At 55.7% G+C, this 16,305-nt stretch carries 16 protein-coding genes; 8 read left to right on the forward strand and 8 right to left on the reverse strand.

Going from position 1 to position 16,305, the window contains the following annotated elements; genetic code table 11:
• Positions 1 to 40: 40 nt before the first annotated feature.
• The 5 genes from KI787_14045 to KI787_14065 all read left to right on the forward strand — a co-directional run bounded on the left by KI787_14045 (position 41) and on the right by KI787_14065 (position 5,413).
• On the forward strand, positions 41 to 2,116 hold the full coding sequence (locus KI787_14045; GenBank protein MBV6631073.1) for a hypothetical protein: 2,076 nt from the start codon (positions 41 to 43) through the stop codon (positions 2,114 to 2,116).
• A gap of 7 nt (positions 2,117 to 2,123) precedes the next feature.
• On the forward strand, positions 2,124 to 2,459 hold the full coding sequence (locus tag KI787_14050) for a hypothetical protein (protein ID MBV6631074.1): 336 nt from the start codon (positions 2,124 to 2,126) through the stop codon (positions 2,457 to 2,459).
• 9 nt (positions 2,460 to 2,468) lie between these two features.
• A complete protein-coding gene (locus tag KI787_14055; GenBank protein MBV6631075.1) occupies positions 2,469 to 3,113 on the forward strand; it encodes a hypothetical protein in 645 nt (214 codons plus the stop codon).
• 6 nt (positions 3,114 to 3,119) lie between these two features.
• Positions 3,120 to 3,887 carry a DUF1295 domain-containing protein gene (locus tag KI787_14060; protein MBV6631076.1) on the forward strand — a complete coding sequence of 256 codons (768 nt, stop codon included), beginning with the start codon at positions 3,120 to 3,122 and terminating at the stop codon, positions 3,885 to 3,887.
• Positions 3,888 to 4,174: 287 nt separating this feature from the next.
• A complete protein-coding gene (locus KI787_14065; protein MBV6631077.1) occupies positions 4,175 to 5,413 on the forward strand; it encodes an endo-1,4-beta-xylanase in 1,239 nt (412 codons plus the stop codon).
• 74 nt (positions 5,414 to 5,487) lie between these two features.
• Here KI787_14065 and KI787_14070 read toward each other — a convergent pair whose 3' ends face one another.
• Positions 5,488 to 6,483: an AraC family transcriptional regulator ligand-binding domain-containing protein gene (locus KI787_14070; GenBank protein MBV6631078.1), complete on the reverse strand. Its 996-nt coding sequence runs from the start codon at positions 6,481 to 6,483 to the stop codon at positions 5,488 to 5,490.
• A gap of 707 nt (positions 6,484 to 7,190) precedes the next feature.
• A complete protein-coding gene (locus KI787_14075) occupies positions 7,191 to 9,299 on the reverse strand; it encodes a hypothetical protein (GenBank protein ID MBV6631079.1) in 2,109 nt (702 codons plus the stop codon).
• Positions 9,300 to 9,884: 585 nt separating this feature from the next.
• Between KI787_14075 and KI787_14080 the strand changes: the two genes are divergently transcribed.
• Complete coding sequence (locus KI787_14080; protein ID MBV6631080.1) at positions 9,885 to 10,538, forward strand: TetR/AcrR family transcriptional regulator; 654 nt, start codon at positions 9,885 to 9,887, stop codon at positions 10,536 to 10,538.
• 164 nt (positions 10,539 to 10,702) lie between these two features.
• Here the strand turns inward: KI787_14080 and KI787_14085 are convergent, their stop codons facing one another.
• The 4 genes from KI787_14085 to KI787_14100 form a co-directional block, all read right to left on the reverse strand.
• On the reverse strand, positions 10,703 to 10,942 hold the full coding sequence (locus KI787_14085; GenBank protein ID MBV6631081.1) for a hypothetical protein: 240 nt from the start codon (positions 10,940 to 10,942) through the stop codon (positions 10,703 to 10,705).
• 211 nt (positions 10,943 to 11,153) lie between these two features.
• Positions 11,154 to 11,423, reverse strand: a complete 270-nt coding sequence (locus KI787_14090; protein ID MBV6631082.1) for an FAD-dependent oxidoreductase — start codon at positions 11,421 to 11,423, stop codon at positions 11,154 to 11,156.
• The gene (locus tag KI787_14095) at positions 11,424 to 12,566 is read right to left on the reverse strand and encodes an FAD-dependent oxidoreductase (GenBank protein MBV6631083.1); all 1,143 of its coding nucleotides are present in this window, start codon (positions 12,564 to 12,566) and stop codon (positions 11,424 to 11,426) included.
• A gap of 50 nt (positions 12,567 to 12,616) precedes the next feature.
• The gene (locus KI787_14100; protein MBV6631084.1) at positions 12,617 to 13,294 is read right to left on the reverse strand and encodes a TetR/AcrR family transcriptional regulator; all 678 of its coding nucleotides are present in this window, start codon (positions 13,292 to 13,294) and stop codon (positions 12,617 to 12,619) included.
• 92 nt (positions 13,295 to 13,386) lie between these two features.
• On the opposite strand from KI787_14100, the gene KI787_14105 reads away from it, so the two are divergent.
• Both KI787_14105 and KI787_14110 read left to right on the forward strand, forming a co-directional pair.
• Positions 13,387 to 14,316 carry an alpha/beta hydrolase gene (locus KI787_14105; protein ID MBV6631085.1) on the forward strand — a complete coding sequence of 310 codons (930 nt, stop codon included), beginning with the start codon at positions 13,387 to 13,389 and terminating at the stop codon, positions 14,314 to 14,316.
• Positions 14,313 to 14,777, forward strand: a complete 465-nt coding sequence (locus KI787_14110) for a hypothetical protein (protein ID MBV6631086.1) — start codon at positions 14,313 to 14,315, stop codon at positions 14,775 to 14,777. Before KI787_14105 ends, KI787_14110 begins: the two co-directional genes overlap by 4 nt.
• 201 nt (positions 14,778 to 14,978) lie before the next feature.
• On the opposite strand, the gene KI787_14115 is transcribed toward KI787_14110, so the two are convergent.
• Positions 14,979 to 15,386 carry an OsmC family protein gene (locus KI787_14115; protein ID MBV6631087.1) on the reverse strand — a complete coding sequence of 136 codons (408 nt, stop codon included), beginning with the start codon at positions 15,384 to 15,386 and terminating at the stop codon, positions 14,979 to 14,981.
• Between the two features lie 48 nt (positions 15,387 to 15,434).
• On the reverse strand, positions 15,435 to 16,305 hold an 871-nt coding region (locus KI787_14120), incomplete at its 5' end, for a pirin family protein (GenBank protein MBV6631088.1).

Consider the following 16,305-nt stretch of genomic DNA (forward strand, 5'->3'; position numbering starts at 1 on the left):
TTCAAGCAGCAGGGTCGGGGTGCGGTGAGGAGACAATTTAGTGAGCGAGACCACCAAGGATGCGATCCTGCCTTTGCCATTGGGGCCAGGTCGCATTTACGACGAGATCAGCCCCAATCTGGTGGGCACCGGCTATGGCTTTGAGGTGCAGGCCTTATACCCCTTTCCCAAGCTGTATTTTCGGGCCAGCTATGAGGAACAGCAGCGTCGATATCAGGAGTTGACCGAGGCGCTGGAAGACAACTGGTACAACTACGACCTCATTCCCGGAGCAGTGGTGCATGGCAATCGTGGGTCTTATCAGGTGCAGCGCAATTCCAGTTGGGCTCTGCGCGGCAGTGATGACAACCGCAGCAGCTTTGCCCAGGAAGACCAGTTTGGTACGGGGGACGACTCTGACCCCGGTGAAGATGGCATCGATATTTACGAGCCGCTGTTCTACTACTTTGACCGCAACTGGCATCTGTGGCTGACCAACACCCAGATCACCAACAACATTACGCGCTTGCTTTCGGTAGTTACCGAGAATCTGACCGATGGTGGCGGGCCGAATTACTTTCGGATTAATACCCTCGACCCCATCTTGAGTTTGGCGCCGGCCACACGCGCCCAAGACATCGACACCTTTGATTTCTATCCGCCACTGCCAGATCGCTATCCGCGGCAGCCATTTGATGCCGATTTTCGCAATGATGATGTCATTGGCTGGGTACAGCTTGCCCATGCCTCGCCTTTTCCGCGGATTGCTCCATACAAAGCTCACCTACCCAATTTCAAAGTGACCTCGGAGATGTTCCGGCGCACGGCGGAGTTTTGGGATGATGATCTGGACCAAGCCATGGCCCAGGGTCGGGTCTTCGTGGTGGACTACAAGGAATACCAGGAGATGAACCTGCGCCCCCCAGCCACTAACTCGGCAGGCGGACGCTTCTACACGCCCATCGCCATGTTCGCCGTACCGCGCGGCGGCGGGCCGCTCAAGTTGATCGCCATCCAATCCACCCAGCACACGCCGGCCAATGAGGCCGAGCGCCAAGCCTGGAAGCTGAACAACCAACAGCCGGCTGATCGGCCTCTGTCGGACATTCTCACCCCCACCGACGATTACTGGTCCTGGCAAATGGCCAAGACCCTGTTCATGAGCATGTATGCCATGAGCGGCGTGATTGATCACTTGTCCATGCATGTGTATGTGGCGCCAATTGCGGTTGGCTTTTATCGCAGCATCCCGCGCCAGCATCCCCTGAGGGCATTGCTAGAGCCGCACTTCTTATCGCTGATATCCAATAACCATTCCGGCATCTTCTGGGATACCGGAACCCAGATGATCAACGACAACCATTCCTATGGGCAGACCGACCAAGGCTTGCTGACAGGGATGGCGGACAAAGTCAGTGGCTGGACCGGTAAAACCTTTTTGGATGCCACGGTACAACGGGCCGGCTTCTACCATTTTGTAGAACACAGCACCCCGATTGACCGCAGCCAGCCCAATGCCTTTGCGGCTATCGAAGACTTCCCGCAGCTGGACGATAACGGCCTCATTCCGGTTATCCAGCGCTGGGTGCGGAACTACCTTAGTTTGTATTACCGCTCCGATGCCGATGTGCGCGAGGACCTTGAGCTACAGAATTTCTGCTCGGATGTAGCCCTCAACGGGCTTGTGAACGGCTTTCCGGAGGCGACGCCCAGTTTTGATTCCTTGGTAGATATTGTGACGCGCATCATTTATTGGATGAGCGTCAACCATGCTTTGGAAGCGACGTTGGGTTGTATCAAGCTAGGTCCTATGGGGTACTGGTCCGACCGTGTGCCGCGCAATGATGAAACCAAAACGGAAGCCGACTGGTTCAATATTTTGCCGCCCATCAATGTCGGTTTGGCCATCTTCTGCGCTTCCAGGTTCTTCGTGGATTTGCCTCGGGAGTGGTACCGCTCCTTGGGTCGATTCCCAGAAGGGCAGTTCATGCACGACCGGCGCGTATACGCGCATCTACAGGCGTTTCAGAAAGAACTGTTGCAGATAGACAATCGCATTCAGGAGCGCAACCTCACACGCCGCTGGCCTTACACCATGATGCGCCCCGGCACCATGACCTGTAGCCCTTGGAATTGAGGAGACGATGATGCCTCAAAAACCCTTAACAAGCAGTCGCCGTGCATTCCTCCAGGCCACTGCCGGCCTGGGCGCAGTGGTTAGCGTGCCCTTGGCATTGACCGAGCCACTGCCCAATTTTGATGACCCTGCAGCGCGCGCTCAGGTGGCTTATATCGAAGCCGTGGTGCATAAGCACTTGGGCCGCAGCAGGCAGGTGCAGACTCGCAGCATTCGTGTTTTTGCTCACCGATTTACCCAGCACTACGGGGTAGTGGACTACAAATCGATGTATGGCGGAATTGTGGGCGAGTACCGCTTGAGTCGGTTATTTGCCCGCAGCTTGTACACCCCACGGGCGTAGGAGAGATTGATGAAAAAAGTCCACAGAGCCAAGGCCCTTGTGATCGCGGGCCTGTTGGCTGGAATCATGCTCAGTGCCTGTAACGGGGGGCGCGATGGCGCCATTGGCGGGGTGGATGTGCGTGACCAAGAATTGCTACCGATTGTCGACAAAGGCGGCATTCAGGGACGAGTGAATGGTGCGCTCTACGCCTTTGACGGAGATATGCGGCTGACCGTGGCCACGGCCGACACGCGCAACCTACAGGCACTCAATCGGGGCAACGATGCCGAACACTGGGCCATCAACCAATTGCCTCTACGCACAGGTGAGTACCCATGTGGCAGCAATGACTTGCAGCTCAGTTTGCAACGAGTCGGCCAAGACCATTTGAGCACGGCAGGGCCAGCTGGCCAGTGCCAGGTGGTAGTCACGCGTGCGAACAGCCGTTTCCTAGAGGGCTACTTTGCCGCTGAGTTTGCCGCTAACAACGGAGCACGGACACGGGTGGAGGAAGGCCGTTTTCGCTTTGAGCTTGCCCATGTGATTCCGGACTCTGACGCCGATGGCCTTTCCGACGCCGACGATAACTGCCCCTTTGACGTCAACCCGGCCGAGGAGGACGGCAACAACAATGGTGCCGGTACGGCCTGCGATGCCTCAGAACAGGGTTAATCCGCTATGAATACAACCACCCTCGAGGCCAGTGCAGCGGCCGTGACTCCCGCTCCAAGCTGGGTGCAAAAACTACGCCGACTGAACTACTGGCTGGTACAAGACTGTGGCGGTGGGCCGCGCCCTTGGAAGCTGGCCTGGGTGATCAATTTTCAGAAAGTCACCACCGCTGCTTTCTTGGGCGCATTGATGTTCTGGTACGCCGAGGACTCGCCCATGGCTTTGAGCACGCCCGCCTGGGTTTTGTTGGCTATGCACGGCAGCTACGGTTTTGTCTGGTTGCTTAAAGACCTGGCCTTTCCTGACCCCGGTTGGCAAAGCAAGGTGACCATTGCCGGTGGCATGAATGCCTTTGTGATGGTGCTCGGCCCCTACTGGGCATTTGGTTGGTTACTCATTTCGGGGCAGTCCAGTGCCGACTATCCATTGCCGCAGATGGCCTGGTTAGCGCTATGCATCAGCCTGTGCATGCTGGGCTGTGCCTTGATGATTGCTGCCGACGCGCAGAAATTTTTCACCCTCAGGCTGCAGCGCGGCCTCATTAGCGATGGTGTCCATCGCTACATCCGCCACCCCAACTACCTGGGTGAGATGCTGATTTACCTGTCTTTGGCCCTGGTGGTATGGCACTGGGTGCCCGTGCTTATCCTGGGCTACGTGTGGCTGGGTATCTTTTTGCCAAATATCTTGTGCAAAGAAGCCAGTTTGTCGCGGTATCCAAAGTGGAGCCGCTACAAACAACGCAGTTGGTTGCTGCTGCCAGGCTTGGTTTAGACCCAGGAGTTCACTTTTCTACGAGCTCACTCCGTCAGAGCGCCACGCATTCTTTAACCCAAGGCCTTAGTGGGCCACCTTCTCCAATTTGTATAGACCGCAAAACCCGAAGCCGAAAAACATGGACTGAGACCGGCGATCCAAGCTGTACTCCTGTGCAACCTCATTCCTGACAGTCCAGCAGTAAGCGCGAAATTTCAATCACTTAGTGCGGAAATAGTTTCACTCCTAATAAATTTCTAGGTTCCTAGTGCAACTGTCTTGTCCCCTATGCAAGGAAAATTCTCATGATATTAAGAATGACATACGCTTTGATAATATTATTAATGGCCGCATGTGAGAGTGCGCCAAGTGGTATTGACGACGAAGCACGCTCTATCTTGTCGCAACCTGTAGAAGGTGAGCCACTTGAGCTACGAAAGGCTGCTGAAGAAGCAGGCTTTTATTGGGGGGCGATGGGTTTTGGGTATGATCTGACTGACCCAAACTACGGCCAAGAATTCAGAGAAGCACTCGCAAAGAACTTCTCAATTTTTTCTCCTGCGCTTGAACTGACCTTTCCCTTTGTCCAGCCTGAGCGGGGAGTATATTCATTTGAAGCAGTTGATGCTCTCGCTGACTTTGCTCGCGCTAATGGACAAAAAATGCGTGGCATTGTGGTTATCTGGCGGGAGGATTTGTCCGCGTATCTTGGAGAGAGTCCGACTCGCGAGGAGGGGATCGCGTTACTGCGAGAGCATATTCATACGGTCATGGGCCACTATCGAGAGTTTTATCCCGACGTGTTCGAGCAATGGGATGTCGTTAACGAGGCATTCCGTAGCGACGGTACCCTTAGAGCCTCTGACTGGCAAAAGGCAATCGGTGATGATTTTGTTGAACTCGCTTTTCGGTTTGCTCATGAAGCATGGCCTGAGGCAGAGTTATACTATAACGACTTTTATGAGCCGGTTTTCAACTTGGGTGGCAACTTCATAAATGCTTTCGGGCAAATTGACCCCGATGCGATACGGCCTTTAGCACCACTAGGTCCCATTGGGCCACTAGCCTCTTGCGAGCAATCGGCCAAGTGTATGGGTGTAAAGAAAATGGCGGAGGACTTTGTCGCGCGCGGGGTCCCGATCCATGGAATTGGTTTCCAGGGACATATTGCCAATGTTATTGCTCCAGATTATGGGTCGTTTGCCAGCTGGGTTGAAGAATTGGGTTTACGGTGGGCTGTCACCGAACTCGACGTACCGTGTGCGCGTTCGGCTACTTATCCGGTTGGAGGAGAAATCGTCACCTTCCTGAACGGAGCCATATGCTTTGAGAATCAGCGGCGAATATTTCACGATATTGTTAAGGATTGTGTAGATTCAGCCGCCTGCGACACCGTGGTGCAGTGGGGTGTTGCGGACCCCTTCAGTTGGTGGCAAGGTCTCTCATCCGGGGCCCTTGGTGAAGCATTAGCTCTAGACGATAATTACGAGTACAAACCCGCTGCACACGGAGTTGTTGAGGCTCTTCGTGGCGGCGTAAGGTAAGTCGACTGATGACTGAGAGACTCCCACCTCCCTGCTGGGGCAACAGCTCGGGGAACCTTCGTCACTTCGGTTCCTTATATCTTACGAGCGAATTGGGTCGGGGTTTGCCCCGTCCAGCGTTTGAAGGCCCTATTGAATGTGGCTAGATCACAATATCGCAGCCGTTCTGCGATGAGGGCGGTGGGCATGCTCAAGCTCAAATAATGCTTCGCTAGGCTTTCCCTAGTGCTGGCCAACAGGGCACTGAAGGTGGTGTTCTCTTCGGCGATACGTCGCTGCAAGGTGCGTGGACTGGTGCACAGGGCAGAGGCCACCGACTCGACCCCAGGTACTTTATGGCTGAGCTGCAAGGTGATTTCGGCCAGAACATCGTCCAAGGGGTGGGCCTTTTGTGCGTTGCGCAGCCGCGCGTCGAGCATCAACTGTAAATCCCTGCGGAGTTGTTCGTTACGGGTGAGAACCTGGCGTTGCGCTTGGTTCGAGCTGATGCGGTAGCGCGGCGTTGGTGCATTCCAATGAATGGGCACCCCAAAGGCTTGTTCCCAAGGAGCGGGGTCGGCGGGCCGCGTACGGGGGAGTTCCACAAACTCTAGTTTCAGCGGGCTGGCCAGATACTGTGAGGCGAGGACGGGGCCGCCCAAGGTGAGAAACTCTAGACGCGCGTTCTTCAGTGGTACATCGGCGTGATAGTGCACGCTGACGTCAAGCCCTCCGGCTACATCAACGGTGCGTAGCTCCATTACATTGCTAAACAAAGCGCAGTAGTTGGATAGCTGGCGTAGTAGGTCGGCTACATTGTCCGTGGCGGTGAGAAACACGCCCACATCTTGAAAGTCCACCAAGCGAATTTGCTGGGCCACCTCCAAACCAATGGCTTCTCCCCGAGTGTCAAAACCCAACTGCCATAAGGTGCTCACCTGTTCCAGGCTGAGCATTTCCTGGGGTGCTGTGACGCGATCCAGGGGCAGGCCCAAGCTTTGGGCAATGTGGTTGGTGTCCATGCCACTGCTGCGCAAGATGTCCACCAAGCCCCGGTATACCGATGCAATGATTCGAAATTGTTCAGGCATTTGTTCACCCCAATAGCCGTAAAGTCCCTCGGCAGCTGTTTTGCAATTGCGAATGGGCCTTCTTGTGTAATTGCACCTTTAGCCCTGCCGGAAGGTATGGTTTTGCCAAAAAGCTGGCGTTTAATTCGTCTTCCGGCGAGCACACCTTTGAAGGCGAGTAACGTGGTGGATTAGTCATGGTGCCTTCTCCTTGAGCCCCAGAAATGGCTTGAGAAAACTCTCGCTCCAGCTACGCTATAGAGCAAGCCCATCGCAGGTCTTGCCCTAGCCCAACCTCCTAGGCTGATGACATTCCAGTTTTTTGCAGTCCCCAAAGGGAGCTCCTGGTTTATCTGCTGGCACATTGGCCCCAGGATTTTTTCTGGTACTCATCACGCCCAGCCTCATCCCCTTCTCTGAGGATGATTGGTTGACTACTTACACCAAATCCGGCTATCCAACTGCGAAGATCATCCGCGAAAACTGGTCAAACAGAGTATCCAGGACGCGAAGCAAAGTCGAATACAGGCCAACACGTGGCTGACCTGGCGGTAGCCTTGCTATAGCCACCCGCCGGAAATCACGGTGCGGGCGGGTGGCCTCAATAGCCGACCATTAAGCAATGGACTATAGGTGTTCACTTTTAGCTACACTCTGGGAAAAAATCCATGCCAATACACTCACTGTTCGCTGCACGCCAAAATTCTGACGAGCCAGTGTTGCCTGCGCTACAAGGTTTTCAGGTATTCGATAATTGCCTTGCGTTCTGTGTCGGTTAGTGCGTCGGAGAACTCGTGGCCGCTGTTACTGTTGCCAAGTATGCGCGTGTCAAAAACTAGGCGGCGATCCAATGCGTTTGGGGTTGGATCTACAGCAGCCAGAATCCCGGTATAACTCACCATGTCGTACAGGAAATTTGTCATGATTTGGTACATTGATGGACCTTCATCACGAAGTGGATTGCAATTGAATAGTGGGTCGCCAGGGAGACTGTCACAACCGAGTTCATAATGTTTCCAACCAACGGCTTCAAAATCGTATCCCGTGGATAAACTTTGGTCAAAGCCTACAATGCCCGTATCCTCACGAAGCTGACGCTGCCAAATTTCTTGTCGTTTTTCGCTATTGAGGACCGCCTCAATTGTTGGGACTGACCCGTTATGAAAGTATGGCGCGGTAGCCCAAATGCCATAAAGTGGTGGTGCTTGATAACCTTGACGTTTCTCCCATCCACATACTCCGGTTGGACGATTTGGGAATAGATCATCGATAGTTTCTGTTAAATAATCTTTTTCTTCTGGTGGTACGTATCCTGGCACGCCGTCAGGGTATGCCCAATAACTGGTGTCCCAGCCCTGGCGTAGGCTCGTTGTCAGCATGTCCACGCGTGCGCGGTCAGTGCCAATAACCTCTAGGCTCGATAAATGTGCTGCTACGCCTTCGAGCGAGGGGTCTTCTAAGTAATTTGTATCGTTGACGTATCGAGGGGAATACGCGCCATGACAGCTTGCACAAGACCCATTGCCTCCATCTGGGCGTGGCGCATTGGCGTTGCTAGGCTCCTCCCATAAGTTCTTAGAATGGAAAAGAATCGCTCCAGCCTGCGCTAACCCTCTATCTATAACACCTGGGTATTTCGGTGACTCTAGGCTTAAGAAAAAGGCGTCCAAATGTTGATCCCACTTTTCGACGCGCTGGCGATACAAAGCGCCATCAGCAGTCACAAGTTGGTCTAACTCTCCGGGTCCGGCAGCCATGATAATTCGGGTGCTGGCGTTGGATAAGCCTGCATCGAAGAACTTTCGTGGCCTGGAGCCGATATTCCACCACGCTGGAGTATCTTGGGTGTGGGCGAGCGGATGTGATACGTCGAATACGCCTTGGATGCCATACGGCGTAACCATTTTTGCCGGGTTTGGGTTTAAGCCTAGGGAGTCTATATCGAGAACTGTATTAATAAACTCGAAACCACCTACAGCGTTGTTCTGACCACGCTGACGGATGCCCATGTTGTATACGATGTTTTGATCAAATGGAGGTGTGATTTCGCCGAGCGGTGTACCAACGAAAGGCGAGCCGTCCGCGGAGACCTGGGGCATATCGTAGTTATTATTTCCGAGCCCGATATTATCAAGCCCAATGATTACTGGCTCACCGGCCTGTGGTTCGCCAATCTGGCCACCGTGGCACTGGAAGCAGGCTGCAGTTTGAATATTACCTGTCCACAGACCTTGGTCATCACGGCCTTGACGATAACCAAGTGGAAGTTGGCCAGAGCCACCATTAGTTGTGTTTGGGTCCTCTCCGGGAAGTGGGTAGGGGTTGTGGAATGGAGCATAGTTTAGGCCGTAACGCAAGGTATAGAGTTCGTCAAACCTGTCTGGTCTCTCGTTAAACCCCCATTTTTTCCATGTGTCGTTATAGGCTTCTGCGGTAATTTGGCCGACAGGTAGTTCGTCGAGTAGAAACTTTAAGCCAAGGTCACGCCGTCTTCGCCATTCTCCACAAGTTTTGGGTGCCTGTTCTTCGGCCGGCAGGTTTTGATGACAGTTTTCCCAAAACGCGTTGAAATAAACCGCTCGATTCGCATTAACTCCCTCGACGACCAAGCTCCGTGGGTCGGGAGGTAGCAAAGTATCGTCTGGGGAGTTGGCGCAAACCACTGCCCAACGGTGGCTGCCTCGTTTTCCGCCTAACAAGTCATTGGCGGCAAAGTTGTCTGGCCGTGAGTTTGTACGACCATTAATGACCCCTCCGGATTCAGGTCGCCCGCCGTTGCACGCAGTCAATATCAGTCCCATACAAACGCACAGTAGGACTCGGGCGAAGTTATTCATGATTGTCTCCTGAACAAGGTGTCGAGTTAGCTGCTTCGCAACGGCTTACACAGAGCGGCACTTACAAGTGCAGCGTGACTGAAAGTAACATATGTTCCAAAAATATGCGAGGGTAGGCTCTTGCTGCGGGGGGTGGAAAGCTTCACAGCGGTACACTCCCCACCAGAATGACAATGGTCCAGTTGTTGCGTCGTTTTGCTTCTCGATGTGAGACGAAAGCTTGTGGCGCTTTTGCGCCGTGTTGAGAGCTCTAAGCGAAATAAAAATGCGGATCCTGAGTTAGATAGGTAGAAGCAACCTCTGTCGTTCGCGCCTAGTCTTATGCTGCGTAGTCATGTACTGCTTCTAAGTGGCTGGGCTGGTGCATAGCCTCGACGACATAGTCGTAAGCCGATCGCACTGCTCTTTCGACTCTCTGGAGTGCCTGTATGCAATTGGTAATGAGGGGCCGCGTGATGGCATCATTTGTGACCTACCCCGTCACCAAAACGAGCTTTCCATAGTCCAAATATGACGTCAGATCCAAACCACTCTGCAGTGCCCCGAGTTCCAATCCAGGCGCGTTCGAAGGTGCGGGTTGAGAATATGTTGGCAAGGGCTGACGCGATCCTGGCAGAGCAGGGGTTAGACGGATTTTCTATACCCGCGTTAGCCGAATCCTTGGGTTATAGTCGCCGCAGCATTTACATGTTCTTCCCAACACCGTATGCGGTGCTGAATGAGCTTGCGCGGCGTTATGTGAGTCGTCTACAAGGACATCTGGAGCCCGCACTTAAGGAAGTTGGCCGCCTTTCCGTTGAGTGGCTTGCAGCGAAAATTTCTTTCGAAGCGGCCTCGTTTCTCAATGGCGCGCCTGTCGCGCGGCTCTTGATTCTCGGCGGAGTCTCCACGAGTCGAAATTTCTGTGGGCAAGAAATTAGTAATCGCCATCTTGGTCGGTTGGCTGAACGTATACTGACTGCGTATGGCTACCAAATACCTAATGCCCAGCCGGATAGGGCTGCCACCGCAATTGAGCTAGGTACGGCGTGTTTTCGCCTTTCGTATACTAGTTATGGGCATATCACTGAGCCATATGTTGTTGAGTCTGCCTACGTTATGTTGTTGTATCTTCGGGATATTCTTGAGCTCGAAGAGATGCCGGGACGACATGAGCTTTCCGTGATCATTAAGGAGTTTGCCTCTGCCACTGCACCAGGGCGGGACGCCAACCTTCGTGTGGCCCAAGCAAGTACTTAACTCTTTGGAGCGTCGCTTTAGCTGACGAGGCTCTGCTGGATCACAGCATTCAAATCGCAGGGCACGCCATAGGTATGCAACCAAGCCTAAGTGAAGGCGGGTTGGGTGCGAGGCGGATTGACTAGCCTAACTTCGGGCGATGTGAGAAGCACCGCCACATCCTGCTAGTCCACCAAGCGAATTTGCTGGACAACCTCCAAACCAATGGCTTCTCCCCGAGTGTCAAAACCTAACTGCCACAAGGTGCTCACCTGTTCCAGGCTGAGCATTTCCTGGGGTGCCGTGACGCGATCTAGGGGCAGGCCCAAGCATTGGGCAATGTGGTTGGTGTCCATGCCACTGCGGCGCAGGATGTCCACCAAGCCCCGGTATACCGATGCAATGATTCGAAATTGTTCAGGCATTTGTGTGCGCCACAACCCGCCATGTCTCCCAGAGCCTATTTTGCACTAGGAAACGGCTGAATGAATCGCTGTGCTCGCAAGCTGATCCGCCGGCGGTGTTCGCCGTACTCAGGCATCGCCGCCTAGGCTGCGGTGGCTGTGCTCCGGCAGCGGGCCATTTTGCTTCGCTCGCGGGTCTCCCCAGCGCCTTCCTGATCGGGGGCGCAGCCATTCAGGCCGCCGCAGGTGCTGAACCCATATCGCTCAGGAGTTGCTCTGCAGCCCGCCTGCCGGCGCGTACAGCGCCTTCGAAATAGCCGTTGAACTCAGTCGCCGTTTCGGTGCCGGCCCAGTAAATACCCTGATGGGGCTCACGCAAACTCTGGCCCCAGCGGCTCAAAGCCCCGGGCCCGGCGGTGCCTCCATAACAGCCCCGGGTCCATTCATCTTCCAGCCAGGAATGGTCGTGATAGTCCAGGGGAGTGGCCGCCTCTGGCCCCAGCTAGTCGGAAAATTGCTCCAGTACGCGCTGGCGTCGGGCTTGGGGATCGGCGTGCGTCCATTCCACCCCGTCGCGGCCTTCAATAAAGCCCATCAAAATACCTTTGCTTGAATCGGGCGGGGTGACATCAAAGCACACATGGACCGGCCCTTCGTCGCTCACTACCGAGCCGGATAAGCCTTGCTCGCGCCAGAAGGGGCTTTCATAGATGGCAAAGCACTTCATGGCGCAGCCCGGAGTTAAGGCCTGCAGCATCTGCTGTTTCGCGGCGGGAATGGCCGGTTCAATCGTAATCTCTTGGGCGAGGGCTGGGGGCAGGGCCAAGATCACCTTAGCGGCGTGGTAAAGGCCTTGCTGAGTGCTGAGTTCCAGATGGTCGGCTTGGCAACGAATCTGATCCAGAGCTGTTTGCAGCTCGAGTTTGAGCCCCTTGGTTTGTAGGTCTGCGCACAGAGCTTCAGCCAGGGGCTGCATGCCACCTTGCACTCGGTCTTGTTGGGCGCCACCACGTGAGGCGGTGGCATACAAAAAACTGCGATTGCTGCGGAAATAAAACACAGCCTGTAGCAGGCTCACATCTGCAGGGTGCTTGGCTAAAACACTTTCTGCTGCCACTTTAAACACGGAGTAAGCCTGAGGACGGCGAAGGTGTTGGCGCATCCAGTCCTCAAGCGTGAGCGCATCCCAGTTTTTCGCCTTGGCCCAGGGGGCCTTCTTGTCGACCTGAAGCGCCATCCACTCAAAGCGCAGCGTGGCGCTGACCAAGTTCAGCAAATCTCGCCATGGCAGCGTGGTGGGGAAGGGCAGGCGATGATGCGCACGGCGACCTTGCAGCCAGGTTGTGTGCCGGCCTGCGAGATACATGGGCCAAATGGTTTTGCCGTAGCGCTGGGCATAGGCATACATGGCCTTATGCCCTGGGCCTAACCACTGGCCGCCGTAGTCCAGCCAGACATCTCCATGGGTTTCGGTGCGAGCACGGCCACCTACGCGGTCGCGCGCCTCGAGCAAGGTCACCTGTTTTCCTGCAGCCAAGAGGGCCTCGGCAGCGGCCAGCCCTGAAAAGCCGGCTCCGACGACGCAGTGTTGGTTGGGCTGCGTAACTGTGCATTCGGTACGGGAGGCGGACATGGGTTGACTCATAGGCGGTGAAAGGCGGTTGCTCAGCGAGTTCTTCGTGGATTGGGATGGCCTTAAGGATGCCGGCCGCGATCCAAGGGAATATTCAAACGCTGAGCGATGCCAAAGCAAATCTCGCTCACGGCAGTCACCAGCTCCTCCATGGGTTGCTCAAAATCGGACGCGATCCAGTTTTGCCCCACGAAGACCGCTGCGCCCACGGCGCCCTGCGCAATGATGGCCAAAATCTCAGGGGCGACAGGGGCATCCTTCGGGAGGTACTGCTGCGTGGTCTGCAGCAGAAAAGCCGAGACCTCGCCCCCGCCGCTGCCCAGTAGCTGATGGCGCAAGCTATGCACGCTCAAGGCTTCAACCAGATATACCCGGCCCTGCTCAGGGTGTGCCTGGATGTACTCGAAAAACCCGCGGAAGCCGGCTTCGATCATGGCCTTGGGTTGGCTATGGGCGTTGATATGGCGAATGACATGCTGTTGCAAAGCCTCGGAGATGCTGCCGAAGGCCGCGGTAAGCAGCGCTTCCATACTCTCGAAGGATTCGTAGAAGTAGCGCTTGGTCAGGCCGGCCTCCTGGCATAGTGCATTCAGGCTGGTACTTGCAAAGCCCTGGGTGCCGATGAGCTGGATACCTGCGGCAATGAGTTTTTCGCGGCGAGCACGGCGTCGAGCCTCGGCGCTTTTGCCGTGGTAGCTGCGGGAGGTACTGTAGGGCTTGGTTTGCTTGGCGGACTGCACCGATCACCTACAATGCAAAGTTGACACCGCATGGTATCAAAAAATACAGTGTCGGCCTTGGGCATCAACTAGTAGCCAAAGGGAGGAGCGTGATGCAGCGTAGAGAGGGTTTTGTGGATGCCCAGGGGCATCAGCTGGCTTATGTGGCCGTCAACGAAGACCTGGACACCGAAGAGCAGCCCTGCCTGGTGTTTATCCACGGCGTGTTGGCTTCGGTGAATTTTTGGCTGGACTGCGTGCCGCCTGAATTGCAACAAAACCGCGCCTGGTATTCCTTGAGTCTACCGGCTCATTACCCCTCCACGGCTCCCGCTGACTTTGCGCCGGAGCAGGTGAACGAGGAATGGTTCTTCGCGCTGATGAACGAGGCTTTGCAAAAGCTGCTCGGCAACATAAAGGCCATCATCATTGGCCATTCCACCGGCGGGTTTAGTGGTCTGAACCTTGCCATTCACCATGCACCCAATGTGCTGGGCGTAATTAGCATTGGCGGCTTTCATAGCGGCCAATGGGGCGGGCCGGAAGGGCTGCTGGTGAAGCTGGCCGGCCTGGGCCGCGTGGCCCGCCCCTTGTTTGCCAGCAATATTGCACTGGCTGGCCGCAGCCGCCTACTCCAAGGCCTGTTCGCAAGCCTGCTGGCGCACCAGCGCCGGGCCTACATTCGCAGCCCGCTCAGCCGCAAAATGATTGAGAACCTGCGGCCGCATATCCCCCATCAAAACACCAAGGCCCTGTTTGCCTTGTTCCATGGGATTGGCCGCTTGGAGATTGCCGATCAGCTTCACCGCATCCAAGTGCCTTGCCATATTCTGGCCGGCACACATGATCCTGTGGTGCCGGCCGAGCAGTCCTTGCTACTTGCGGCGCGTGTGCCCACGGCCAAAGTGACGGAGTTCCGCAACGTTGGCCATATGCCCTTTATGGAAGATACGAACGCCTACTACGCGGCCTTAAATCAGGCCATTGCTGACATCAGCCAAAGCCACACCCGCACCGCCACCGTATCGGAAACAGCCGCATGAACTACCCCGAATATCAATCCGACCTGCAGCGCATTCACGAGTCCGAGGTCTACGGAATAGCCGTATTTGACACCGCGGCCAAGCTGGCCCGCGACCCCGCGCGCAAGCAGAAATGGCTCACCCTTAAAGCGCTGGAAGAGGCGACCTTGGAGCGCTACCTTCGCCATATGCAGGCCACCGGCCAAAAAGTGTGCCAGCCCCGCATTTGGGCAGCCAAAGGTCGCGTCGAAGGCGCGGCTCTGGGGGCCATGCCCTGGGGCCTGGCCATGAAGATGCTGGCCGACGGCACCCAGCCTTTCCAGGAGAAGTTCCTGCGCCTGAAAGAGCATGCTCCCGACGAGCACAAAGACTTCTTTGGCTACGTTTACGCCCACGAAAAAGCCATTGAAGCCTTTGCCCGCAAAGAAATGGCCGCGGAGCCGGAGAGTTTGAAGGCCGTGGAGTCTTTGCTCGCCCGCTAATTTCATAACCGCATGCCTAAGTTTTGGTGTAATCACTGCTCGCCAGCTCAGGCAGGCGTTCTGGCTATGGGCGGTGAGCCACTCGGCACTACTTGCAGAAGGGCGGGGCTGCGCGTCTGAGGAGCCTTGTGATCAAGCCCATTGTGGTGAGTTAGAGCCTGCTGCAGGGCTGACCATGGCCAAAGACAACCTTATTCGCGCTTAATCCGGGCTCCCGCGCCGGGTATTTATCTGGGCGCCGGTCAGCAGGGTTTTGGTCACCGGCGTTTTGCCAGCGATATCGATCAGCTTGTCCCATTGCGCCGACTCCAGCGGGCTGTCGCAGTGCAATACCCGCTGAATGTGCGTCTCCCCGTCCGGGCTTTTGAGCAGTTCTAAATCCACGCGCAAGCCTTGCAGCACCCAATTCTTGCGTTCGGCGTACATTTGCAAAGTCATCGCCGTGCACGCGCCCAGGCTGGCCAGCAAGTAGTCGTAAGGCGCCGGCCCGGCATTTTGGCCGCCAGCCGACTCTGGTTCATCGGCAACCAGTGTGAAGTGTTTGGTCTGGATGTCTTGACGGTAATTTTCGCTGCCCGCGACCGTGCGGGCCTGTGCAATAGTTTTCATGGTGGTGATCCTCTCTAGGGCAATTTCAGTCAATCACTCAGTACCCGGTTATTTCGGCAGGGGAATGAATTCCTCTTCATCGCCCGGTACCTTGTCGAAACGGCCTGCCACCCAGTCGCGTTTGGCTTGCTCGATGCGCTCTTTACTGCTGGATACAAAATTCCATTCGATGAAACGCTGACCGACAGACTCGCCGCCGACCAGGGCAATGCGGGCGTCAGCAACGGCTTCGACCCTGACGCCGTCCTCTTTGGACAGGATTGCCATGCTGTACTCGGGAATGGTGCGGCCGCCGATACGGACCTCGCCGCTCGCAACGTACACCCCGCGCTCCGCCGCGTTTGGCAGCTCCAGTGACTGACCTGCGTTCAAGGCGGCTTCCACGTACAAGGTACGGGCGAAAGTTTTGACCGGTGAGCTCAGCCCGTAGGCCGACCCCATCATCACCCGCAATGGCACACCATTCACTGTGGTGGCCGGTAACTCGCTTTGCGGATAGTGGTAGAACGCCGGATCGATGTCTTCCCGATCCTGCGGTAGCGCCAACCATAGCTGCAGGGCATGCAAGGTGTGTGGCTTGGCCTTGATCTCTTCACGCTGGCGCTCGGAGTGGACGATGCCATTGCCGCAGACCATGAGGTTGAGGTCTCCAGGGCGAATGGGCTGCTCATTCCCCAGGGAATCGCGGTGCAGAATCTCTCCCTCGAAAAGGTAGGTCACGGTGGAGATGCCGATATGCGGATGGGGCCGCACGTTGATGCCTTCGCCGGCAGGAAAATTCGCCGGCCCCATATGATCAAAAAAGACCCACGGCCCGATCATGCGGCATTCTTTGTTGGGCAGGGTGCGCCGCACGGAAAAGCCGCCCAGGTCCTTCGCGTGTGGCTTGACTACCAGTTTCAAGGCGCTGCAGCCCTGG

Origin of the sequence: Oceanococcus sp. HetDA_MAG_MS8 (genome assembly GCA_019192445.1) — a bacterium.
Lineage (GTDB): Bacteria > Pseudomonadota > Gammaproteobacteria > Nevskiales > Oceanococcaceae > MS8.